Raw genomic sequence first — 21,747 nt, 5'->3', positions numbered from 1 at the left:
GATGCCCGGTTGCGTTGGTATGTGTTGCCGAATGTGTCGCTGAAGCCACAGCACTCCGTCTGACTCGCTCGTCGTGATCTTCGCGAGCTGAGTCTCCGAGCACCCATCCGCGTGCTCTACCCCTCCGGCTCGCCGGTCATTCGCAACACCTTCCGAGTCGTCGACCGACTCCCTCCTTTCAAGGACCCATCATCATGTCGAACACCGCCCTCCTCGAGCGTCCCGTCACCGTCTCCCCCGTCGCCGCACCCCGTCTGCACGCCGTGCCGCGCACTCAGATCGATGCACCGGCTCCTGCCGTCGACGCGCCGCCGGCGCGGTCGCCCCGCGGCTTCGCCCTCTACGTCGGCATCGACGAGCTCAAGGCCGCCACGAACGGCGTGAGCCTGCCGCTGCTCGTCGACGCCCTGCGCCGCACGCTCGCCGAGCTCGCCCCCGACGCCGAGACCCACGCCACCGTCGCCCTCGCCCCGCAGGGCACCGGCGGCCGCGACCTCGACGTCGTGCGCCTCGCTCTGCACGAGCCCGGCGCCATCGCCCGCTCCAAGGCCGAGGCCGAGGAGCGCGAGCCGGAAGACGGCGGCGGCGTCGTGGTCGACATCTCCCGCAAGCGCGTGCTGATCGACGGCGACTCCGCCGCGTTCACGTACAAGGAGTTCGAGCTGCTGCAGTACCTCGTGCTGCGCGAGGGTTCGACCATCGAGCGCAGCGAGCTCGTGGGCGCCCTGTGGCAGACCTCCGACGAGGAGGCCCCCGGCGAGCGCACGATCGATGTGCACGTGCGGCGCCTGCGCGCCAAGCTCGGCCGCTACGAGGACATCGTGCGCACCGTGCGCGGCGTCGGCTACCGCTTCGACCGCCACGCCGACGTCGTCATCCGCTACGGAGTCGGCACGCCCTCCCCCGACCGGTTCTGAGCGCTTCTCCGGTTCGCGCCGTGTGAATCGGATCCGTGTGAATCGGATCCGTGTGAATCGGATCCTGAATCCCGCTGTCGGCGGACGGATCTAGGGTGTTCCCATGACCCTCGCCGCGGATCCCGCGCCACGCGCGTGGCCGATGCGCGAGAGTGCGTATCGGCCGGGGCGACCGCTCGATCTGCACGCCACGGTCGGCATCCTGGGCCGCGGGCCGCGCGACCCCACGGTCGCGCACGACGGCGCGGTGCTCTGGCTCGCGCTGCGCACCGACGCCGGCATCGCGACGCTCGCGCTGCGCACGGGGTCGGGTGAGGTGCGGGCGAGCGCCTGGGGCCCCGGCGCCGATGCCGCCCTCGACCTCGTTCCCGCGCTCTGCGGCGCGCACGACGACCCCGACGGGTTCGACCCGTCCTCCCACCCACTGCTCGCGGCGACCGCACAGCGACACCCCGGCGTTCGCCTGACACGCACGGGTGCGGTCTTCGACGCCCTCGCCGGCGTCGTGCTCGAGCAGAAGGTCACCGGCCTGCAGGCGTACGGCGCCTGGCGCTCGCTCGTCACGCGCTTCGGCGACGCCGCTCCCGGCCCCGCCCCGCGCCCGATGTCCGTCGCCCCCGATGCCACCGTCTGGCGTCGCATCCCGTCGTGGGCGTGGCACCGCGCCGGCGTCGAGCCGCCGCAGTCCCGCACGATCGTCCGTGCGGCCGAGCGCGCCATCGCGATAGAGCGCGCGGTGCATGCGGCCGCAGACGGCGCCACGCGCGACAGGGCACTCACGAGCCTTCCGGGCGTCGGATTGTGGACGGCCGCAGAAACACGGATCCGCGCCCTCGGCGACCCCGACGCGGTGAGCGTCGGCGACTACCACCTCCCGCACGAGGTCGGCTTCGCCCTCACCGGCCACCGCACCGACGATGCGGGCATGCTCGAGCTCCTCGAACCCTGGGCGGGGCATCGCCAGCGCGTGGTGCGACTCATCCGGATGAGCGGCGCCCTGGAGCCCCGACGCGGCCCGCGCCTGGCCCCGGAGGACCACCGGAAGCGGTGAGCGCACGTCGCGCGACGGCTAGTGCCAGACGGCGAGCGGACCGTCCGGACCGTCGATCACGGTGACGGGCGTCTCGAACACCTCGGTGAGCACGTCGCCGCGCATGATCTCGGCGACCGGACCGAAGGCGACCACCGCGCCGTCCTTCATCACGCAGATCCGGTCGGCGTAGCGCGCGGCGAAGTTGATGTCGTGCAGCACCACGACGACGCTCTTGCCGAGCTCGCCCGAGATCCGCTGCAGATGCCGCATCATGCGCACCGCATGCTTCATGTCGAGGTTGTTGAGCGGCTCGTCCAGCAGCACCGTGCCGGTGTCCTGCGCGAGCACCATCGCGACGTACGCGCGCTGCCGCTGCCCGCCGGAGAGCTCGTCGAGGTAGCGCTTCTCCAGCTCCCCCAGCTCGAGGAAGTCGATCGCACGGCTCACCACCTCCTCATCCGCGCGCGTGAGCCGACCGCGCGAATGCGGGAACCGCCCGAACCCGACCAACTGGCGCACGGTGAGCCGCGTGACGAAGTGGTTCTCCTGGCGCAGGATCGAGACCACCGTGGCCAAATCCTTCGACTTCGTGGTCCCGACATCGAAGCCGGAGATCCGGATGGATCCGTGGTCCATTCCGAGCAGTCGCCCGATCATGGTGAGCAGCGTCGACTTGCCGGCGCCGTTCGGGCCGATCAGCGCCGTCACGCCCTCGGCGGGGATCTCCAGGTCGACCGGACCGATCGACACCTCGTCGCCCAGCCCCGCCCTGCCGCCGTACCGCTTGCGCACCCCCACGATGGAAACTCCGCCTCGCCCCACGCCCCCGCTCCGGCTCCCGGCCCCGGCCCCACTCCCGGCCCTCTCCCCCTGACCGCGAGACTTCATCTGGGCGACGAGACTGCGCTCCCGGACCGCAGTCTCGTCGCGGAGTTGGAGTCTCGCGGATCTGTCGTTGGCGTTCATAGACGTCCCTTCCTGAGCAGGACGAGCAGGAAGACGGATCCGCCGACCAGCTCGATGATGATGGAGACGGCGCCCTGCGCCGCGAAGACGTGCTTCATCACGAAGTACGCGCCGCCCAGCACCGCGATCGCGGTGAGCACCGCCACGGGCAGGACGAGCCGGTGCTCGTGCGTGTCGGCCAGCTGATAGGCGAGGGTCGCGACGAGGAAGCCGAGGAACGTCATCGGCCCGACCAGCGCGGTCGACGTCGCCGAGAGCACCGCGACGAGCAGCAGCACGCGCAGCTGCTCCCGACGGTGATCGACGCCGAGCGCGTTCGCGGCGTCGGATCCGAGCGCCAGCACGTTCAGGCGGCGCGCGCGCAGGAACAGGAGCGTTGATGCGGCCAGGCACAGCGGGATCGCGAGCGGCAGATAGGAGGCGTCGGCGTTCGCGACGCTGCCGAACAGGCGTGCAGCGAGCACGTCGAACTCGCTCGGGGTGAGCAGTCGCTGCATGAACGTGGACACGGCGCCGAGCCCTCCGCCGATCACGATCCCGATGAGCAGCATCACGTGCATGCTGCCGCGCCGTCCGGACAGCAGCCAGCCGTAGAGCGCCACGGCGAACCCCGTCATCAGCACGATCTGCAGCGCGAACTGCGGCACTCCTTGCAGCGCGGTGACGCCGGCGGCTCCGAGCAGGAACACCGCCGTGGTCTGGATCGCCGTGTAGAGCGACTCGAACCCCATGATCGACGGGGTCACGATCCGGTTGTTCGCCGCCGTCTGGAACGCCACGGTCGCGGTGGCGTGAGCGATGGCGACCACGAGGATCACCAGGACGCTCGTGACCCGCAGCTGCACGACACGCCAGAAGCCGTCGGTGCCGAACGGCACGGGGTTGCCGTGCACGAGCAGCCCGATCAGCGCTGCCGCCGCGAGCACGGTCAGTACGGCGATCACGAGGACGTATCGTCGCCGGGCACGGCCCGTCGGGAACGCGCCGGATGAGCGCTCGGTCGCCGGCATCGCGGGCACCTGCGCGTAGTTCAGCACCTCAGCCACGGGGACGCTGCCTCAGAATCAGCACGATGAACACCGCCGCCCCGACGAGGCCCAGCACGAGCGACACCGGCACCTCGAACGGCATGATGATGGTGCGTCCGATGAGGTCGCACACCGTGACCAGGCCCACGCCGAGCAGGCACACCCAGGGCAGGTTGCTCCGCAGGTCATCGCCGCGGATCATCGACACCAGGTTCGGCACGATCAGTCCCACGAAGGGCAGGTTGCCGACGACCACCGTCACCACGCCCGTGGTCGCGGCGATGAGCACGGTTCCGAGCAGGACGACCCTGCCGTGATTCAGGCCGGCGTTCGTGGCGATCTCCTCGCCGAGCCCCGCGATGGTGAACCGGTCGGCGACGATGAAGACGATCACCCCGACGACCGCGACGATCCAGAGCAGCTCGTACTGCCCGCGCAGCACCGAGGTGAAGCTCCCGGCGAACCACACCCCGAGGGTCTGCAGCGTGTTGGTCGCGAGGGCGAGGTAGGTCGAGACGGATCCGACCACCGCGCCCAGCATGATGCCGACGATCGGGACGATCAGCGAGGAGCGCAGCGACACCCGCCGCAGGAACGCGAAGAACACCAGGGTTCCGACGAAGGCGCACAGCACGGCACCGAGCATCCGCAACGGGATGCTCGGATGCGGTACGAGGATGGAGACGGCGAGCAGACCGAGTCCTGCCCACTCCGTCGTGCCGGTGGTGGTCGGTTCGACGAAGCGGTTCTGCGTCAGCATCTGCATGACCAGGCCCGCCATCGCCATCGCAGCCCCGGAGAGCACGAGCGCAGTCGTTCGCGGGATGCGCGTGATCGCGAACATCTCCGCCCCATCCGCGGATCCGGTCACGTCGTAGACACCGACGAACAGCGACAGCACGAGGAGGCCCGCGACGATGAGAACGCCGACGAGCAGAGCGGGATCGAAGAGCCGCGCCCTGCCCCGGGCAGCAGCGGAGGCGCTGCCCGGGGCGAGGCGGGTGAGCCGGGTGGTCATGGCCGGATGCGCTGGGGCGTCAGCTCTTCTTCGCGCTCTTCTCGAGGGCGTCCGCGAAGGAGTTGAGGAAGGTCGTGTACGTCTGGATGCCCTCGTTGAGGTAGGTGTCTGAGGGCATGTAGACGACATGCTTCTGCTGGATCGCGCTGACGGAGGCCAGCGCCTGGTTCTTCTCCAGAATGTCCGCGGCCTGCACGTAGGAGGGGTCGTCCTTCGCGAACACCGCATCGCGATCCATCACCAGGATCCAGGACGGGTTCGAGGCCGCGATGGCCTCGACCGAGATGTCATCGCCCTTGTGATTGTCGTCGGCGCCCTCAACGGTCAGCGCGGGCTTCAGTCCGAGGAGGTCGAACACCGGGCCGAGCGTGCGGCCGACGGTCGGCGCGAGGTAGCCGATCTTCCCACCGGAGGTGGTGACGGCCATCACGCCTGATCCGTCATAGGCCTTCTTGGCGCGGTCCACCGCCGCCTCGAAGTCGGAGACGAGCTTCTTCGCGTCCTTCTGCTTGCCGAAGACCTCGCCGAGCACGGTGACCTGGCGCTTCAGCTCGGCGTCGAAGGGCTGCCCGTCGCGCGGGTCGAGCTCGAGGATGGTCGCATCGGGAACGAGCGCGGCCAGCTTGTCGTGGTGCTGGGTGAAGCGCTGACCGTTCACGATGAGGTCGGGGGCCACGGCGACGACCGACTCGAGGTCGGGCTCCATGTGGGTGCCGAGATCGATGATGCTCTTATCCTTGACGTACGACACGGTCCCCGGCATGAGCGACACCGCAGCCGCCTTAACCGGGATTCCCCAGTCGGCGAGCGTCTGGAACGTGCGGTTGTCGGTGGCGACGACCGAGGCCGGGGGCGTCGAGATCGTGTGCTCCCCGTTGTTGTCCTCGATGGTCACGGTGCTCGTGCGGGCGGTCGCGCTTTCCGTGGGGGTCGCGGCGGGGCCGGAGGCGCAGCCGGCGAGGGCGACGGCGGCGACGAGGCCGAGCGTGGTTGCGGTGAGGATCCTAGGCACGGACATGGAGATGCTCCTGTTCTGCGGGATGTGCTGTGTTGACCACCGGTCCACCGGGTTAGGGTTACCTAACTTCGACCGAGGCCGTACACAGGTTAGCCTTACCTTATGAACAACGCGAAATCCGGCTTCGCCCTGGGGCGACGCCGGCTCGAGCTGCGCTTCCGCACGCTGACCCTCTCCTCCCGCGAGTGGATCGCACCCGATTTCGTGCGCGTGCGGCTGACCGGATCCGATCTCGCCGGCTTCGATTCCCTGGGCGCCGACGACCACATGCGGCTGTTCTTCGCTGACGGTCCGACCGAATCGGTCGAAGAGCTGCGGGCGGCCCCGAGTCGTGAGTACACGCCGCTCGCATGGGGCGAGGACTGGCTCGACGTCGAGTTCGCGGTGCACGGCGACGAGGGCGTCGCGGCCCCCTGGGCGGCGAGCGCTCCCCTGGGCTCGACGGTGGGCGTCGGCGGTCCGCGTGGCTCGATGGTGCTGGATGGCGAGCCCGACGGCTGGCTCCTCGCCGGAGATGAGACCGCGATCCCGGCGATCCGCCGCTTCGCCGCGCAGATCCCCGCCGGCACCCCCGCCCGCATCGCGATCGAGGTGCGTGGCGCCGAGCATGAATTGGCTCTCGACGCACCCGTGCCGGTCGAGTGGATCCATCGCGGCGACGCTCCGGCCGGATCCGCCCTCGTCGCCTTCCTGGAGTCGCTCAGTGCGGACGATCGCCCGGGTGAGGCCCCGCTCGTCTTCGTCGCGGCGGAATCGTCGATCGTGAAGCCGGGCCGCGCCCTCCTCGCACGCTGGGGTGTCGACACGGCCCACGCCGTCGTGAAGGGCTACTGGAAGCGCGGCGAGGCCGAGTACCACGCCCCGCACTGAGCCAGGGCGCGGTTCACGCGAACGACCCGCGTCCCCGGGTCCGGCAGACTGAACCCATGCCTCTTTTCGACCACATCGGCCTCACGGTCGAAGACCTCGACCGCGCCTACGCCCAGTGGAATCCGGTGCTCACCGCGCTCGGCTGCCTCTCCGACGGCAGCGAGCTGGAGGGCGGGATGGCATGGTCCCGCGACGACGAGACCGAGCTGATCCTCTACCGCGCCCCCGAGCCCGACGGCGAGCCGCACAGGTACGGACGGATCGGCTGGCAGCATCTCGCCTTCGCCGTGGACTCGCGTGCCGAGGTGGAGCGCCTGCACGCCATCGCCGTCGACGCCGGCTGGACGACGGTGCGGGATCCGAAGGTCTTCACGCGGTTCTCGGATCGCTACTACGCGTCATTCGTCGAGGACGACAACGGCATCCGGATCGAGTTCATGTACAACCCGCCGCGGGAATCCGTCGAGGGCTGAGGCCCGCCGTACTGACCGGTCCTCGCGCATTGTCCCCGGCATCCGCGATGCTGGGGGGCATGGCCACTCTCGATCATCTCGGCATCAGCGTCGACCACGTGCCCGGCGCCTCCGCGCAGTTCGATCCGGTGCTGAGCGCACTCGGCTACGTCCGCAGGCACGATGCTCCCGATCTCGCGTACTGGCGGCAGGACGGCCTGCCCGAGATCCTGCTCTACCCCGCGCGCGACAACGCGGATGGCCCGCACGAGCACGGGCGCGTCGGCTGGCAGCACCTCGCGTTCGCGGTCGATTCGCGCGCCGAAGTCGACCGCGTGCACGACATCGCGATCGACGCGGGCTGGACCGCCGTGCGCCCGCCGAAGGAGTACCCCCGTTTCAGCGATCGCTACTACGCGTCCTTCGTCGAGGACGACAACGGCATCAGGCTCGAGATCGTGCACAACCCGCCACGCGACGCCTCCGTGAGCTGATCCGCGACACACCATTGCCGATGTCGGAGGCCGGCCTCAGACTGAGTGCGGCGCCGATGCGGCGTCGTCGATCCGAGCACGGAGGACACCGATGACCAACCTCAATCCGTACATCTCGTTCCGCGGCGACGCCCGCGCCGCGATGGAGTTCTACCAGCAGGCCCTCGGTGGCGATCTGCAGGTGATGACCTTCGGCGACATGCCGGGCATGCTGCAGGATGAGGCCGAGCAGACGCTCGTCATGCACGCTCAGCTGACCACTCCCGGCGGCCTGGTGCTGATGGCCTCCGACACCCCCGGATACATGGAGTACAAGGCCCCGCAGGGTGTCTCCGTGTCACTGAGCGGCTCGGACGAGGCCGAGATCCACGCCGCGTGGGACAAACTCGCCGACGGCGCCACGGTCAGCCAGGCCTACGGTCCCGCGCCGTGGGGCGGGCAGTTCGGCATGCTCACCGATCGGTTCGGCGTCGACTGGATGTTCTCCGGCGGGGAGGGCAACGCCTGATCTGCACGCCTGGCTCCGCGGGGCGGAGCCAGGCCTGACCGCGCCGACCGCTCCTCGGGGCCGGCGTGATTCAGAGCTCGGGCTCGGCGGTCGCCCATTCGACGCCGTCGAGCGCGAGCTCCTTGGTCATGTCGCGCAGGAAGCGGATGACGACCTCGCGCTCCGCCTCCGTCAGGCGCGCCGCCGAGTGGAAGCGGCGCGCCTGCTGGCGTCCGACCGTCTCCATGGCCGCCTTCTTCGTCTCGGGTGTGATCGAGATCGCCAGCGCACGTCGATCCGAGGGGTGCGCTGACCGCACCACGTGGCCGCCGCTCTCCAGCCTGTCGAGCAGCTTGGTGGTCGACGCGGTCGAGATGCCCAAGTGCTGTGCGATCCCGCCGGGGGTCGCCACCGCGCCACGGTTCGCACACACGATCAGGTAGTGCAGCGCGCGCATGTCGGTCTCGTTCAGCTTCATGTACCGGCGGGACGCCTCGGCGAGGCGCTGCTCGGCGTCGCGCAACTCGCCGAGGGACGCCATCAGCTCTGTGATCTGCCGGATCGCGCTCTCGTCCATGCCGGCGCGATCGAGCAGCACGCCGTCCGGATCGCTCGCCTCGATGTCGTAGACGGCGCTCGCCTCGACGCCGTCACGCGCAGTCGCCTCAGCGCGCGTCCCGAGGCCCCGCTCATCCGCCTCGTCGCGCCGCTCCGCCATGCCGTCATGCTACACCGAGCCTTTTTCATGCCAGGATGATTACTTGCCAAGCTAGCTAACTCGAACTATCCTGCCGAGGACGGAAGGAACCCGATGACCGCCCCGCAGCACGTCGCACCACCGCACCGCCTCCGCCGCGCTCTGCGGATCCTCCTACCCGCCCTCATCATCGTCGCGTGGCTGGTCGCGGCATCGCTCGGCGGCCCCCTGTTCGGGAAGGTCGACGAGGTCTCCTCGAACGACCGCACGGCGTACCTCCCGTCCTCCTCCGACTCCGCGCGGGTGCAGGAGCTGCAGACGCGCTTCGCCGGATCCGATGAGATCCCCGCGATCGTCGTCGCCTCCTCCGACGACGCACTCACGGAGGCGCAGCGCACCGCCCTGTCCGATGCAGTCACGGCCACGACGGACATCGCGGGCGTAGGCGACGACGTCTCCCCCGCGCTGGTCTCGGATGACGGCAAGGCCGTGCAGGCGTTCATCCCGATCCGCTCCGACGCAGAGCTCGGCGATGTGGTCGCGGAGCTGCGGTCATCCCTCGACAAGGCCGCCCCGGAGGGGGTGCACGTCTACATCACCGGGCCTGCCGGGTTCAGCGCCGACCTCGTCGCCGGTTTCGCCGGCATCGACGGGATCCTGCTCGGTGTGGCCCTCGCCGCGGTCTTCGTGATCCTCGTGCTGGTCTACCGCTCGCTGCTGCTGCCCGTCGTCGTGCTCCTGACGAGCCTGTTCGCCCTCTGCACCGCGCTGCTGCTGGTGTGGTGGCTCGCGAAGTGGGGCGTGCTGCTGCTCAGCGGCCAGACCCAGGGGATCCTGTTCATCCTCGTGATCGGCGCCGCGACCGACTACGCGCTGCTGTTCGTGTCGCGTTTCCGCGAAGCCCTGCGCGTCGAGCAGGATCGCGCCACGGCGGTGCTCTCGGCCTGGAAGGGCTCCTTCGAGCCGATCCTGGCCTCGGGCGGCACGGTGATCGCCGGCCTGCTCTGCCTGCTGCTCAGCGATCTGAAGTCGAACAGCGCGCTGGGCCCCGTCGCGGCGATCGGGATCGCGTTCGCGATGCTGTCGGCGCTCACCCTGCTGCCCGCTCTCCTCATGGCGTTCGGGCGCGCGGCGTTCTGGCCGCGCCGGCCGGTGTACGCCCCCGAGGTGGTCGCGGCCGAGGGCGGCATGCCCACGACCGGCGTGTGGGCGCGCTTGGCCGAGCTGATCCGGCGCCGCTCGCGGGTGATCTGGATCGCGACGACCCTGGTGCTCGCGATCGGCACGCTCGGCGTGCTCCAGCTCGACGCCTCCGGCGTGCCGCAGTCCGACCTCGTGCTCGGCTCGTCGCAGGCTCGCGACGGCCAGAAGGTGCTGGGCGAGCACTTCCCAGGCGGATCCGGCAGCCCGGTCCAGGTGGTCGTCGCCAAGGACTCCCTGCAGAGGACGGCCGACGTGCTGCTCGCCGACAAGGGCATCGACGGCGTCACCGTCACCGCGAAGGATTCGCCGAGCGGCTCGGCACCCGTGACCCAGGACGGCGTCCAGCAGGTCGGACGGCCCGGCACTCCCGCCCCGGAGGCGACCGTGGTCGACGGCGACGTGATGCTGCAGGGCACGCTCACCTCCGCGGCGGATTCGACGGCCGCGGAGGAGACGGTGCGGCGGATCCGCACCTCGCTCGAGGGCACCGGTGCGCTCGTCGGCGGCGTCACCGCGACGGCGACCGACACGGACGACGCCTCGCTGCACGACCGCACCCTGATCATCCCCGTGATCCTCGTCGTGATCATGCTCATCCTGATGATCCTGCTGCGCGCGGTCGTCGCGCCCGTGCTGCTGATCGTGACCACCGTGCTGTCGTTCGGCACCGCGATGGGCGTCTCGGCGCTCGTCTTCAACGGGATCCTTCACTTCCCGGGGGCGGATCCGGCCGTGCCGCTGTACGGCTTCGTCTTCCTCGTCGCCCTCGGGATCGACTACAACATCTTCCTCATGACCCGAGTGCGGGAGGAGAGCCGGATCCACGGCACGCGCGAGGGCGTGCGCCGCGGTCTTGCGATCACCGGCGGCGTCATCACCTCGGCAGGCCTCGTGCTCGCGACGACGTTCGCCGCGCTCGCGGTGATCCCGATCCTGTTCCTCGCGCAGCTGGCCTTCATCGTGGCGTTCGGCGTGCTCCTGGACACGTTCGTGGTGCGCTCGCTGCTCGTGCCGGCACTCGTGCACGACGTGGGTCGCGTCGTGTGGTGGCCCTCGAAGCTGTCGCGCGGGGAACGCTGAGCATCATCCGCCCCGGGCGTCAACCGATCGCAGGTTCCGTGGCGGCGGCGTGGCCGGCGCGATCGGTGAATGCCTGCTTCGGGACGAAGAGCAGCAGGACCGCAGCGGCAAGCGCGGTCACGCCGCACACCACCCACACCGTGACGTAACCCGAGAAGGATCCGGCGGTGCCTTCGGCCGCGGCGGATCCGGCGACCGCGTGCATGAGCGCGATCCCGAACACGCACGAGGCGATCGCGCCGCCCACGGTCTTCACCGAGTTCGTGAGCCCGGTCGCGACCCCGGTCTGGGTGTGCGGCGCCGCCGAGGCCGCCGCAGCGGGCAGGGCGGCGACGAGCGCTCCGGATCCGATCCCCACGAGCACCATGTTCGTGATGACTTGCCCGTAGGCCGCGTGGAACGGCAGGAACAGCAGGAACCCGATCCCCACGAGCACAGAGGCGCCGATGAGCGTGATCCGGGGCGTCGCGAACCGGGCGATCTGCGGGTAGCCGAGGGCGCCCGCGATCATCGCGACGAGGTAGACGCCGATGATCAGAGAGGTCGCGAAGCCGGTGGTGCCGAGGCCGTAGCCGTAGACCGCCGGATCCGTGCGGGCGAAGGTCGACAGCGGCGCCTGCGCGCCGAGCACACTCACGCCGAACAGGCCGGCCGTGAGGAACACCGGACCGAGCGCGGGGCTGCGGAACATCCGCACGTCGATGAGCGGATCCTGCTGGCGCAGCTCCCACAGGGCGAACGGCACGATGAGCAGCACGCCGATCACGATCACGATCCAGGACAGCGGGTTCGCGACGCCGCCGGGCAGGCGCAGCAGGCTGAGCCCGCCGGTGAGGCCGATGAGCGACAGCGAGATCAGCACGAGTCCTGTCGTGTCGAAGACGCCGCCGGTCTTCTCCGGCGACTCCTGCACGCCGAAGAGGATCACGAAGAAGCACGCCGCGATGAGCACCGCGGGCACGAGCAGTACGACCGTGAGCGGCAGATGGTCGACGAGCGCCCCACCGACGAGAGCGCCGATGATCGCGCCGCCCTCGAGGGCTGCGACCAGGATCCCGGCCGCCTTCGCCGTGATCGTCGAGCTGCCCTCGATGCGCCGGGCGCGCGACCAGATCAGGGCGATCTCCAGCGGCAGCCACACGACGTAGAAGCCCATCAGCGCCCATGCCACGAGGAAGACGCCGAAGGTCGCGGTGAACGGCAGCACGAAGGCGGCGACCGCGGTGAGGGCCGTCGAGATCAGCAGCATGCGCTTGCGGCCGACCATGTCGCCGAGCTTCGCGAATGCCGGCACGACCAAGGCGGACAGCATGAGCTGCGCGCCCTCGAACCAGTTCACGTCGGCGTCGTGGATGCCCAGGTGCCGCGCGATGTCGCTGAGCATCGGCGTGTAGTAGCCCTGCAGCACACCGCTGGTGAACTCGACGAAGGCCAGGAAACCGACCACGGCGACCAGAGTGCCGAGTGTGGCGGTGCGCGTCATCGCGACTCCTTCGTGCAGTTCCGCGGTGTCGGCGGAACGTGGTGCGGGCGCGTCGACGTGCTCGGCGTCCGCGTGCGGGTCAGCTCACTGTAACCGTTCGATGAGCGCGCGGTGGAACCGCTCCCCGCGCTCGAGCGCTGCGATCTCGACGCTCTCGTCCACGCCGTGGATCGTGGCCCGCTGCGCGTTCGACATCTCCAGCGGCGCGAACCGGAACACCGCGGGCGAGAACCGATGGAAATGCCGGGAGTCGGTGGCCTGCATCGTCACGTACGGCACGGCGGGGATCGCCGGGTGCGACACGGCGAGCGCCTCCGCGAGAAGCGTGAACGGCGCCGTGTCCGTGGGCGACTCGGGCGACGGATCGCTGCCCTCCAGCACTTCGACGGTCACGAGCGGATCCGCGATGCGCCGGCGTACGCGTGCGGTCGCGCTCTGCACCGTCTCGCCGAGGGCGATCCGCAGGTTCACGGTGGCCGAAGCCTGCGACGGCAGCACGTTGGCCGCGGTGCCGCCGGACTGCATCGTGGGGGCGACGGTCGTGCGCACGAGGGCCGCCGCCTCGCCGCCGAGCGCGGCGAACACCCGCGCAGACACGGGCGGGAGCGCTCCGAGCGTGCGCAGCAGCAGGCGCGCGGGCCCGGAGGCGAAGCCTGCGAGCTGCGTCAGCATGTGCGAGATCGCCCGCGGCGTGCGCGGACGGAAGGTGCCGGGGCCCAACCGGTCGACCGCACGCGCGATGCGCCGCACCGCAGTGCGCGGCGGCGGGGCCGAGGCGTGACCGCCCTCGCCGCGCGCGCTGAGCCTCACCGTCATCACGCCCTTCTCGCCGACGCCGATCATCGCCGCGCTCCCCGGCACGAACGGCAGGGGAGCGTCCACCACCGCGCCGCCCTCGTCGAGCACGAGCCAGGGCACGATCCCGCGGTCCTTCAGCACATCTGCGATCGCGATGGCGGCGGATCCGAACGTCTCCTCGTTGCCTCCGAAGGAGAGGTAGACGTCGCGGGCGGGCGTGAAGCCCTCCGCGAGCAGGTTCTCGACGGCTTCGAGGATCACGATGAGCGGCCCCTTGTCGTCCAGGGCGCCGCGGCCGTAGACGGATCCGTTCTCGATCACGCCCGCGAACGGCGGGTGCGTCCATGCGTCGGACTCGTCCACGGGGACGACGTCGTAGTGCGCCATGAGCACGAGCGGCCCGTCGACCGCCGTGCGCTGCCCAGCCCAGCGGAACAGCAGCCCGAAGTCGGTATGGCGCTCTAGAGTCAGCTCGGCGTGCACCCGGGGGTAGAGCTCGGCGATGAGCGCCACGAAGTCCTCGAACGGCGCGGATCCGCGCTCGTCGAGTTCGGCGGACACCGTGGGCAGCTGAATCATCCGCGACAGGCGTTCGGCGATCGGGGGCACGTCAGTCATCGTGGCCATGCTAGCCGCGCATGCGCATCCGTCGCGGCGGCGCAGACGGGCGCGCGAGGTCGGGTCAGAGCGCCTGGTGGTACCCGCGTCGCACGGCGACCGCGGTCAGCACGATGCCCCAGGTCAGCTCGGACACCATCACCGCGATCTGGTACCAGAGCGGGGCCGCACCCGGGGAGAGCACCTGGGTCCAGTCCCCCAGGGCGTGCAGGAACGCGAGTGCCCAGATCGACCCGATCATGAGCCGGGCGCCGGCGAAGCAGACGCCGAAAGTAGCTGCACCGAGCACCTGCCACCACGTCTCATCGACGCTCTTGCCGAAGAACAGCCCGTTGCCGAGGTGCCACAGGCCGAATACGAGCGACGTCGCGGCGACGCCGAGCCAGGGGTGCCGCCTCATCACCGCGCCCAGCGCGAGGCCGCGTGCCGCCGTCTCCTCGGAGATCCCCACGGCGAGCATTCCGGCGGCGACGCTGAGCAGCATTCCCGGCGAGCCCGCGATCCCGGGGATGCCCTGCCGTCCGATCCAGATGTAGGAGAGCTGGATCGCCAGCACCGGCGCGAGCCAGCCGAGGGCGTCGACCCGGCCGGAGCCCCAGCCCGCGATCCGCCGCAGCGGAGTGCTTCCCCACCATCCGGCGCGGTGCACCAGGGCTGCGACGAGCCAGGCGACGGCGAGGCTGAGCCCGTTGGTGACCACGACCCCCAGCTGCGGGAACCAGCCCGGCTGCAGGGCAGGGATCGGGACGGAGCCGAAACCATAGGTGGTGACCCACCAGGCGAGCATGACGAGGAGCGCGCCGGTCCACGTCCGCCACCCGGCGGGATCGATCGGCGTGCGCGCGGTCGTCACGCCAGGAAGGCTACCGGACCGGATCCGACCGCAGGCCCGCGACTTAGGCTGGGCGCATGAGCATCCCGCAGTCGCCCTCCGGATCCGCCCGCCCGCTCGCCGTCATCAGCGGCGGAGGCACGGGCATCGGTCTCGCCTCGGCCCTGCGCCTCGCGCGCGACGGCTTCGACCTCGCGCTCATCGGACGCCGCGCCGGCGTGCTGCAGGAGGCGACCGACCGCGTCCTCGCGCAGACGCCGGACGCCCGGGTGCAGACGATCACGGCCGACCTGCAGGATCCGGACGCCGTCGAGCGCGCCGCCGGCGAGATCGCCGGCGGCGTCGAGGTGCTGCTGAACAACGCCGGCGGCAACGTGCTGGACCGCGGCGAGGGCCTCGCCGGGATCGCCGCCAATTACGAGGCCAACATACGCCTGAACGTGCTCACCGCGGTGCTGCTCACCGAGGCGCTGCTGCCCCGCATCGCGCGGCCGGGCGGCCGGATCATCTCGATCAGCTCGATTGCGGCGCTTCGAGGAGCGAACGGCTACGGCGCGGCGAAGGCTGCGATCCATGGCTGGATGATGGGCCTCGCCGCCGACCTCGCCCCTGAGGGCGTGACGGTCAATGCCATCGCGCCCGGCTACGTGCCCGACACCGGGTTCTGGGACGGCCGGCGCACGCCGGACATCGTGGCGTCGCGGCTCGCGCAGGTGCCGATGAACCGTGCCGGCACGCCGGACGAGGTCGCCGGCGCCGTGTCCTACCTCGCCGGCCCCGAGGGCGGCTGGACCACCGGGCAGATCATCCAGGTGAACGGCGGCGCGCTCTTCGGGCGGGGCTGACGATCGGTCGCTGAGCCCCGGCGGAGCCCGGATCCGCTGAGCTCGAGTCCGCGCGTCGGGAACGCCGGTGCCCCGTCACCCGCGACGCGTGTAGCGGTGTTCCGGTCGTCCGGTGGCGCCGTAGCGGAGCCGCACCTCGACCTCCTCGCGGTCGGCGAGCGCGGCGAGGTGCCGTTGCGCCGTGGCCCGGGAGATCCCCACGCGCTCGCCGATCTCTGCGGCCGAGGCCTCGGCCTCGCCCAGCGCGGCGAGCACGACCTGCTCCGTCGCCGATCGCGAGGGCGTCGCAGCCTCTCCCGATCCGTACAGGATCGCGAGCGCACGGTCGAGGTCCTTCTGCTGCAAGGCTCGATCGCCCGCCATCAGGTTGCGGAAGCGGGCGTATCGATCCAGCGCCCCGGTGAGGGTGCGTCTCTCGAAGGGCTTGATCAGGTAGGACAGGGCGCCGGAGCGCAGTGCGCGCCGCACCGTCGCCGGGTCATCGGCGGCCGACACGAGGATCGCATCGATGCCCGCCTCCCGCACGAGGCCGATCCCGTCGCCGTCGGGCAGGTAGACGTCGGCGAGGAGCAGATCCGGAGACAGGTCCCGGATCGCGGCGCGGGCCTCGGCGAGCGTGCGCACGGGCTCCAGCGCGACGAACCCCGGGCGCTCGTCGACGATCGTCTGATGCAGCCGGCCGACCCGGAAGTCGTCGTCCAGCACGAGGGTGCGGATCGGATCCGTCATTTGCTCTCCTCTTTGTCGGGGCGGGTACTGGTTCGTTCGCCGTCGGTGTCCGCGCGGCCGGCCCCTCCCAGCGGTGCGACCGCCCTGTCGAGACGCGCGGCGAAGACTGCTCCGTGCTCGTCGCCGCCACGGTCGATGATCCACAGATCGCCGCCTCCGCGCCGGGCGATCTCGCGGGACAGAGGCAGGCCCAGCCCATGACCGTGCACGGCCCCGGCGTCATCGGAGTCGGCGCGGTCGTCCGGGCCGGGCTTGTCGGGGTCGGTGTCGCCCGGCGCACCCTCCTCGAGCGCCGCATCGAGGCCTGCCCCCGAATCCGCGACCGTGACGACCAGTGCCGCACCGTCGTCGAGCACGGAGACCTCGACCCAGCGCGGAGCGGCTCCGGCGACCGCCGCGGTCACGGCGTTGTCGACGAGGTTGCCCAGCACCGCGGCGACGTCCTCGGCCTCGACCACGGCGCCGAGCAGGTGCGTGTCCTCGGCGATCCGCAGGGTCACGCCGCGCTCGGACGCCTCGAGCGCCTTCGCGCCCAGGAAGGAGCGCAGGAACGGGTCGGTCAGCCGCTCCCGCCCCTCCACCGGGAAGTCCACGGATCCCCGGACCATCAGCTCGGCGAGGAAGTCCCTGGCGTCCTGCACGCGCTCCGCATCGATGAGCCCGGCGGCGACGTGGATCCGGTTCGCGAACTCATGGCGCTGCACGCGCAGGGCCGCCGTCATCGTGCGCACGGTCTCCAGCCGCTCCGAGAGTGCGACCAGCTCGGTGCGGTCCCGGATGACGGCCACGGTGCCCAGGGCGCGGCCGTCGCGCTCGACCGGCCGGGTGTCGAGGTAGAGCACCCGGTCCTCGTGCACCGTCTCCGAGAGCGCCCGCCCTCCCGACACGGCCTCGCGCACCGCGCCCGGAAGGCCGGTCCGATCCAACGGCGCGCCGACGAGGTCGTGCACCGACAGCAGCCGCTCGGCGGCGGCGTTGCAGACCCGCACCACCCCGTCCGGGTCGACCGCGAGCACGCCGTCGTCCACGCCGTTCAGCACGGCGGTCTGGTTCTGCACGAGCGCGACCAGTTCCTCCGGCTGCACGCCGAGGGTGAGCCGCTCCCAGCGGCGGCGCAGCACGAGCGCGGCGACGCCGGCCAGCAGCAGCGATCCCACGGCGGCGACGCCGATCACGGCGAGCAGCGGCGGCAGGTCGTCGAACACGCCCGCGCGAGCGAAGCCGACGCTGACCTCGCCGATCGGGGTTCCTCCGCCGTCCCGCACGGGCACCTTCGCCCGGGCCGAGTCGCCCAGGGTGCCGGTCTCCCATTCGATGACCTCGTGGCCGGCGAGCACGTCCTGGAACGGGGTGCTCACCTCCTGGCCGAGACGAGCCGGATCCGGATGCGCGAGCCGGATCCCGTGGTCGTCGGTGATCACGATGAACAGGGCGCCCGTGCGGGAGGCGGTCGCCGTCGCGGTGCGCTGCAGCACTCCGTCCCGCAGGTCGTCCGCCTGCGGCGTGCCGGGGTCGGCGGAGGCGCGGGCGACCTCGGCGCGGATCTCCGGATCCTCCGCCAGCGTGCGCGCGATACCGAGTGCCGAGGACTCGGCCTCGGCACGCAGCTGCTGCACGGCGAGCAGCAGATACACGCCGGTGCACAGCGCGACGACGAGCACCACCGTCGCGAACTGCAGCAGGAGGGTCCGCGTCGCGAACCGCATCCGGTTTCTGCGGGGCATCCGTCCTCCTTGAGCAATATGCGCAGAAGTCACGCTACGCGCACAACGCGGCGGAATGCGACTTTCCGGATCCGCAGCGCCTGCGTTCCCTAATCTCGGCGAGGTCCGTCGAAGACGACAGGCGGATGACGAAGGAGTCACCTCATGCCCACGGTTCTCACCGGTCTGCTCGCCGCAGCCGACGAAAAGCCCTCGTACGACATCGCCTTCGCGCCACCCGAATGGGTCCTGGTGATCCTCGGCTTCGTGATGGTGCTGGTGTTCATGACGCTGATCATGACCAAACGCCTCACCCCGATGGTGGCGCTGATCCTGGTCCCCACCGTGTTCGGCCTCTTCGCCGGTGCCGGACTGGGCCTCGGCGACATGATCCTCGACGCGATCGGCAAGATGGCGCCGACGGCGGCGCTGCTGATGTTCGCGATCATGTTCTTCGGCATCATGATCGACGTCGGCCTGTTCGACCCGCTGATCCGCCTGATCACGCGCGTGCTGGGCGACGACCCGGCGAAGGTGGTCATCGGCACGGCTCTGCTCGCCGGCGCCGTGTCGCTGGACGGCGACGGATCCACGACGTTCATCATCACCACCTCGGCGATGCTGCCGATCTACCTGCGCCTGGGCATGAGCCCCGTGGTGCTGACCTGCGTAGCGGGCCTGATGAACGGCACGCTCAACATCGTGCCGTGGGGTGGCCCCACCGTGCGCGCCGCGACCGCGCTCGGTGTGCAGCCGACGGACATCTTTGTGCCGATGCTGCCCTCACTGGGTATCGGGCTGATCGTCTCCCTCGGCTTCGCCTGGATGCTCGGCCTGCAGGAGCGTCGCCGCCTCGGTGCGCTCGACGAGAGCCGCCTGACCGGCACCGCCGAGGGCGGACTGCTCGCCGCGGTGCCCGCGATCTTCCGCGGCTCCGACGCCAAGCCTGGCGCGCGCGCCTCGCTGCGGACCGGCAACATCGTCACCGTCGCCGGCGGTCATGGCGCCGTCGCCGCGGCCGGGGTGGACCCGACCGACACCGCGATGGCCGACACCATGCTCGACCCGAACAGGGCGACGCTGCGCCCGCGGCTGATCTGGTTCAACCTCGCCCTCACGGTCGCCGTCATGGTGCTGCTCATCGCCGACGTGCTGCCGCTGCCCTACGTGTTCATGGTCGGCGCCGCCCTGGCGCTCGTGGTGAACTTCCGAAAGCTCAAGGATCAGGCGTCCGAGATCGTCGCGCACGCGCCCAGCATCGTCGGCGTGGTGTCGATGGTGATCGCGGCGGGTGTGCTCGTCGGCGTGCTCACCGGCACGGGCATGGTCGACGCGATGGCGTCGTGGATCACGAATGTGCTGCCCCCGGCGCTGGGTCCGTTCCTCGCGCCGATCACCGGGATCCTGTCGATCCCGTTCACGTTCTTCATGTCGAACGATGCGTTCTACTACGGGATCCTGCCGGTGCTGTCGCAGAGCGCCGCGCATTTCGGGATCGACCCCGTCGAGATGGCCCGCGCGTCGATCACCGGCCAGCCCGTGCACTTGCAGAGCCCGCTGGTCCCGGCGATCCTGCTGCTGGTCTCGCTCGCGAGCGTGAACCTCGGCGACCACCACCGCAAGGTGCTGTGGCGCGCGCTCGTGGTCTCGCTGGTGATGCTGGCGGTCGGCCTCCTGACCGGCGCGATCCCGTTCTTCGTCGCGCAGTGACCACCCGGGTGATCGTGGTCAGCGCTCGCTGACCACGATCGGCCCGTCGGCTCCCGCGATGAGGCGCAGGCGGGGCGTCTTCTCGCCGGCGGTGATCCTCGTCCGGATCCGGTTCGACCGCGGCGCCAGCGCACACGTCGTCATGTCGCTGTACGCGCACGGGAGGTTGCTGGATCGGGTGAAGTCGATCATCGCCGTCTCGCCGTCCAAGACCGGGTCCACCACGACGTCGCGGCCCCAGACGGTCGTCTCACGACCCGAGGTCGCATCGGTGAACGGCAGGCGCCAGCCGTTGCCGGACACGCTTTCGAAGACGGCGAGTTCGTGCCCACGCCCGCCGATGGTCAACCGCAGCGTGCCCGGAGACTGCAGGAGATGCAGGAAGTCGCCGACTGCGGCGTCGACCTCGTACGCACGCGGATCCGCGTGGAACACGGCGGGGATCACCCACGCCTCGTTCGGGCGGAACGCGGGAGTGCCTCCGAAGCTCTCCAGGAACGGACTCGGCTGCAGCCGGCTCCGCAGCACCGCATGGCCGCCGAGCCGGGCGAACTCGGCCGTGCCGCCGGCGAACTCGAGGGTGCCGTTCTCACCGGGGTCGATGCGGGCTTCGCCCGTGAGGTCGACGCCCGAGTATCGGGCGCGCTCGTCAGGATCGAGGGAGAGGAGCACGGACCCGCGAATCGCGCGGAACGATCCCGGCACCCTCGGCACGCGCTGCGGGCGCGCGCTCAGCCAGTGCAGTCCTGTGTACGCGAGAGGTCCGTGCGGATCCCGCCTGCGCTCATCGAGATCATCGTGCCAGTGCTGCCAATCCTGCGCGAAGACGTACGAGCCCAGGCTCTCGAATCCGAGGTCGTCGATCGGCGGATCGGGCGACAGCGAGGCGGAGGAGAGCCCTGCGAACGTATCGTCCGCGAGCTCTGAATACCATTCACCGGTCACCATGATCCCTCTCCGTCCGCGTCGCTGTGTCTTGTCCCTCTCACCGCGACGCTAGATCGCGGCCATGCGCTGGGCGCCGGATGTCGTCACCCGACGTCATCCCGCGCAACAGTTCTGCACCTGACGACACAGAGGCTTCCGCGTGCCGTCGTGACGGCAGGCTGGGCGCCACGGAGCCGGCATGTGCCGCGCTCCGCCGCATCGTCTCGAGCAGAAGGAGGGATCCGTCATGTCGACCCAGCAGATCGACCGGCCGCGGAGCGTGGAGAGCCACCGACTCGAGGACAGCAGCCCCGACCGGGTGGAGGCGCTCTCCGCGGAGGAGTTCAGACGCGTGTTCCGGGAGCACCCCGCGGGCGTCGCGCTGGTCACGGCCGAAGCCGGCGACGGGCCGGTCGCGCTGACCGCCACGAGCGTGTCCTCGGTCAGCGCGGAACCGCCTTTGCTCGTGTTCTCGATCTCCGATCAGTCGTCGGCGTCGACCACGATCAACAGCGCGGACACCGTGATCGTCCACCTGCTCTCCTCTGCGCAGCTCGGCCTGGCGAAGCTGGGCGCCACCAGCGGCATCGACCGGTTCGCGGATCGCGCGATCTGGAGCCGCCTGGATACGGGTGAGCCCTACTTCCCCGCGGCGCGCACCTGGGTCCGCGGCCGTGTGCTGCATCGCCTGCGGGCGGGCACGTCCACGGTGGTGATCGTGCACGCGCTCGACGCCGCCCTCCCCGAGCCGTCCGAGACCGGGATCGCCGCAACGCCACTGGTCTATGTGAGCCGCACCTGGCATGCCCTGGGAGAGCCGTCCCGGATCGAGTGACGGC

At 70.6% G+C, this 21,747-nt stretch carries 21 protein-coding genes; 10 read left to right on the top strand and 11 right to left on the bottom strand.

Going from position 1 to position 21,747, the window contains the following annotated elements:
• Window positions 1–194 precede the first annotated feature (194 nt).
• Together AB4078_RS01085 and AB4078_RS01080 are read left to right on the top strand one after the other, a co-directional pair.
• Entirely contained in the window at window positions 195–917 is a 723-nt protein-coding gene (locus AB4078_RS01085) for a winged helix-turn-helix domain-containing protein (RefSeq protein ID WP_440734855.1), read from the top strand.
• 103 nt (window positions 918–1,020) lie between these two features.
• Window positions 1,021–1,968 (top strand): DNA-3-methyladenine glycosylase family protein, encoded by a 948-nt coding sequence (locus tag AB4078_RS01080; protein ID WP_441975633.1) that lies wholly within the window; start codon window positions 1,021–1,023, stop codon window positions 1,966–1,968.
• A gap of 18 nt (window positions 1,969–1,986) precedes the next feature.
• Here AB4078_RS01080 and AB4078_RS01075 read toward each other — a convergent pair whose 3' ends face one another.
• From AB4078_RS01075 to AB4078_RS01060, 4 genes are all read right to left on the bottom strand, one after another.
• Complete coding sequence (locus AB4078_RS01075; protein ID WP_441975632.1) at window positions 1,987–2,742, bottom strand: iron ABC transporter ATP-binding protein; 756 nt, start codon at window positions 2,740–2,742, stop codon at window positions 1,987–1,989.
• A gap of 170 nt (window positions 2,743–2,912) precedes the next feature.
• Window positions 2,913–3,926, bottom strand: coding sequence for an iron chelate uptake ABC transporter family permease subunit (locus AB4078_RS01070; protein ID WP_441975702.1), 1,014 nt, complete (start codon window positions 3,924–3,926; stop codon window positions 2,913–2,915).
• A 28-nt stretch (window positions 3,927–3,954) separates the two neighbouring features.
• Entirely contained in the window at window positions 3,955–4,962 is a 1,008-nt protein-coding gene (locus AB4078_RS01065; protein ID WP_441975631.1) for an ABC transporter permease, read from the bottom strand.
• Window positions 4,963–4,981: 19 nt separating this feature from the next.
• Window positions 4,982–5,980, bottom strand: a complete 999-nt coding sequence (locus AB4078_RS01060; RefSeq protein WP_441975630.1) for a siderophore ABC transporter substrate-binding protein — start codon at window positions 5,978–5,980, stop codon at window positions 4,982–4,984.
• A gap of 102 nt (window positions 5,981–6,082) precedes the next feature.
• On the opposite strand from AB4078_RS01060, the gene AB4078_RS01055 reads away from it, so the two are divergent.
• From AB4078_RS01055 to AB4078_RS01040, 4 genes are all read left to right on the top strand, one after another.
• On the top strand, window positions 6,083–6,850 hold the full coding sequence (locus tag AB4078_RS01055; protein ID WP_441975629.1) for a siderophore-interacting protein: 768 nt from the start codon (window positions 6,083–6,085) through the stop codon (window positions 6,848–6,850).
• Window positions 6,851–6,906: 56 nt separating this feature from the next.
• On the top strand, window positions 6,907–7,323 hold the full coding sequence (locus AB4078_RS01050; protein ID WP_441975628.1) for a VOC family protein: 417 nt from the start codon (window positions 6,907–6,909) through the stop codon (window positions 7,321–7,323).
• A gap of 59 nt (window positions 7,324–7,382) precedes the next feature.
• On the top strand, window positions 7,383–7,796 hold the full coding sequence (locus AB4078_RS01045) for a VOC family protein (RefSeq protein WP_440734847.1): 414 nt from the start codon (window positions 7,383–7,385) through the stop codon (window positions 7,794–7,796).
• Between the two features lie 91 nt (window positions 7,797–7,887).
• On the top strand, window positions 7,888–8,304 hold the full coding sequence (locus AB4078_RS01040) for a VOC family protein (protein WP_440734846.1): 417 nt from the start codon (window positions 7,888–7,890) through the stop codon (window positions 8,302–8,304).
• A 70-nt stretch (window positions 8,305–8,374) separates the two neighbouring features.
• Here AB4078_RS01040 and AB4078_RS01035 read toward each other — a convergent pair whose 3' ends face one another.
• Window positions 8,375–9,001, bottom strand: a complete 627-nt coding sequence (locus AB4078_RS01035; RefSeq protein WP_441975627.1) for a MarR family winged helix-turn-helix transcriptional regulator — start codon at window positions 8,999–9,001, stop codon at window positions 8,375–8,377.
• Window positions 9,002–9,094: 93 nt separating this feature from the next.
• Between AB4078_RS01035 and AB4078_RS01030 the strand changes: the two genes are divergently transcribed.
• Window positions 9,095–11,263 carry an MMPL family transporter gene (locus AB4078_RS01030; protein WP_441975626.1) on the top strand — a complete coding sequence of 723 codons (2,169 nt, stop codon included), beginning with the start codon at window positions 9,095–9,097 and terminating at the stop codon, window positions 11,261–11,263.
• 19 nt (window positions 11,264–11,282) lie between these two features.
• Here the strand turns inward: AB4078_RS01030 and AB4078_RS01025 are convergent, their stop codons facing one another.
• The 3 genes from AB4078_RS01025 to AB4078_RS01015 form a co-directional block, all read right to left on the bottom strand.
• On the bottom strand, window positions 11,283–12,746 hold the full coding sequence (locus AB4078_RS01025; RefSeq protein WP_441975625.1) for an MFS transporter: 1,464 nt from the start codon (window positions 12,744–12,746) through the stop codon (window positions 11,283–11,285).
• Window positions 12,747–12,830: 84 nt separating this feature from the next.
• Entirely contained in the window at window positions 12,831–14,162 is a 1,332-nt protein-coding gene (locus AB4078_RS01020) for a M20/M25/M40 family metallo-hydrolase (protein ID WP_441975624.1), read from the bottom strand.
• A gap of 64 nt (window positions 14,163–14,226) precedes the next feature.
• A complete protein-coding gene (locus AB4078_RS01015) occupies window positions 14,227–15,015 on the bottom strand; it encodes a CPBP family intramembrane glutamic endopeptidase (RefSeq protein WP_441975623.1) in 789 nt (262 codons plus the stop codon).
• Between the two features lie 56 nt (window positions 15,016–15,071).
• On the opposite strand from AB4078_RS01015, the gene AB4078_RS01010 reads away from it, so the two are divergent.
• Window positions 15,072–15,839: an SDR family NAD(P)-dependent oxidoreductase gene (locus tag AB4078_RS01010; RefSeq protein WP_441975622.1), complete on the top strand. Its 768-nt coding sequence runs from the start codon at window positions 15,072–15,074 to the stop codon at window positions 15,837–15,839.
• 75 nt (window positions 15,840–15,914) lie between these two features.
• Here AB4078_RS01010 and AB4078_RS01005 read toward each other — a convergent pair whose 3' ends face one another.
• Together AB4078_RS01005 and AB4078_RS01000 are read right to left on the bottom strand one after the other, a co-directional pair.
• Window positions 15,915–16,568: a response regulator gene (locus tag AB4078_RS01005; protein WP_440734839.1), complete on the bottom strand. Its 654-nt coding sequence runs from the start codon at window positions 16,566–16,568 to the stop codon at window positions 15,915–15,917.
• A complete protein-coding gene (locus AB4078_RS01000; protein ID WP_441975621.1) occupies window positions 16,565–18,292 on the bottom strand; it encodes an ATP-binding protein in 1,728 nt (575 codons plus the stop codon). The genes AB4078_RS01005 and AB4078_RS01000 overlap by 4 nt, the downstream gene beginning before the upstream one ends.
• Window positions 18,293–18,436: 144 nt before the next feature.
• Between AB4078_RS01000 and AB4078_RS00995 the strand changes: the two genes are divergently transcribed.
• Complete coding sequence (locus tag AB4078_RS00995; protein ID WP_440734837.1) at window positions 18,437–19,981, top strand: CitMHS family transporter; 1,545 nt, start codon at window positions 18,437–18,439, stop codon at window positions 19,979–19,981.
• Window positions 19,982–19,999: 18 nt separating this feature from the next.
• Here AB4078_RS00995 and AB4078_RS00990 read toward each other — a convergent pair whose 3' ends face one another.
• Complete coding sequence (locus tag AB4078_RS00990) at window positions 20,000–20,929, bottom strand: DUF1684 domain-containing protein (RefSeq protein ID WP_441975620.1); 930 nt, start codon at window positions 20,927–20,929, stop codon at window positions 20,000–20,002.
• Between the two features lie 226 nt (window positions 20,930–21,155).
• On the opposite strand from AB4078_RS00990, the gene AB4078_RS00985 reads away from it, so the two are divergent.
• Complete coding sequence (locus AB4078_RS00985; RefSeq protein WP_441975619.1) at window positions 21,156–21,743, top strand: flavin reductase family protein; 588 nt, start codon at window positions 21,156–21,158, stop codon at window positions 21,741–21,743.
• Window positions 21,744–21,747 lie beyond the last annotated feature (4 nt).

This window comes from Microbacterium sp. 2MCAF23 (genome assembly GCF_052115565.1).
Lineage (GTDB): Bacteria > Actinomycetota > Actinomycetes > Actinomycetales > Microbacteriaceae > Microbacterium.
The sequence above is the reverse complement of the archived record's forward strand: the minus strand, read 5'-3'. Positions and strand labels throughout refer to the sequence as shown.

Bases quoted from the DNA above. Each gene is read 5' to 3' on its own strand.
- AB4078_RS01065 (WP_441975631.1), bottom strand. From the start codon at position 4,962: ATGACCACCCGGCTCACCCGCCTCGCCCCGGGCAGCGCCTCCGCTGCT.
- AB4078_RS01055 (WP_441975629.1), top strand. From the start codon at position 6,083: ATGAACAACGCGAAATCCGGCTTCGCCCTGGGGCGACGCCGGCTCGAG.
- AB4078_RS01085 (WP_440734855.1), top strand. From the start codon at position 195: ATGTCGAACACCGCCCTCCTCGAGCGTCCCGTCACCGTCTCCCCCGTC.
- AB4078_RS01025 (WP_441975625.1), bottom strand. From the start codon at position 12,746: ATGACGCGCACCGCCACACTCGGCACTCTGGTCGCCGTGGTCGGTTTC.
- AB4078_RS01005 (WP_440734839.1), bottom strand. From the start codon at position 16,568: ATGACGGATCCGATCCGCACCCTCGTGCTGGACGACGACTTCCGGGTC.
- AB4078_RS01045 (WP_440734847.1), top strand. From the start codon at position 7,383: ATGGCCACTCTCGATCATCTCGGCATCAGCGTCGACCACGTGCCCGGC.
- AB4078_RS01040 (WP_440734846.1), top strand. From the start codon at position 7,888: ATGACCAACCTCAATCCGTACATCTCGTTCCGCGGCGACGCCCGCGCC.
- AB4078_RS01070 (WP_441975702.1), bottom strand. From the start codon at position 3,926: ATGCCGGCGACCGAGCGCTCATCCGGCGCGTTCCCGACGGGCCGTGCC.
- AB4078_RS01000 (WP_441975621.1), bottom strand. From the start codon at position 18,292: ATGCCCCGCAGAAACCGGATGCGGTTCGCGACGCGGACCCTCCTGCTG.
- AB4078_RS00985 (WP_441975619.1), top strand. From the start codon at position 21,156: ATGTCGACCCAGCAGATCGACCGGCCGCGGAGCGTGGAGAGCCACCGA.
- AB4078_RS01080 (WP_441975633.1), top strand. From the start codon at position 1,021: ATGACCCTCGCCGCGGATCCCGCGCCACGCGCGTGGCCGATGCGCGAG.
- AB4078_RS01020 (WP_441975624.1), bottom strand. From the start codon at position 14,162: ATGACTGACGTGCCCCCGATCGCCGAACGCCTGTCGCGGATGATTCAG.
- AB4078_RS00990 (WP_441975620.1), bottom strand. From the start codon at position 20,929: ATGGTGACCGGTGAATGGTATTCAGAGCTCGCGGACGATACGTTCGCA.
- AB4078_RS01035 (WP_441975627.1), bottom strand. From the start codon at position 9,001: ATGGCGGAGCGGCGCGACGAGGCGGATGAGCGGGGCCTCGGGACGCGC.
- AB4078_RS01050 (WP_441975628.1), top strand. From the start codon at position 6,907: ATGCCTCTTTTCGACCACATCGGCCTCACGGTCGAAGACCTCGACCGC.
- AB4078_RS01010 (WP_441975622.1), top strand. From the start codon at position 15,072: ATGAGCATCCCGCAGTCGCCCTCCGGATCCGCCCGCCCGCTCGCCGTC.
- AB4078_RS01060 (WP_441975630.1), bottom strand. From the start codon at position 5,980: ATGTCCGTGCCTAGGATCCTCACCGCAACCACGCTCGGCCTCGTCGCC.
- AB4078_RS00995 (WP_440734837.1), top strand. From the start codon at position 18,437: ATGCCCACGGTTCTCACCGGTCTGCTCGCCGCAGCCGACGAAAAGCCC.
- AB4078_RS01030 (WP_441975626.1), top strand. From the start codon at position 9,095: ATGACCGCCCCGCAGCACGTCGCACCACCGCACCGCCTCCGCCGCGCT.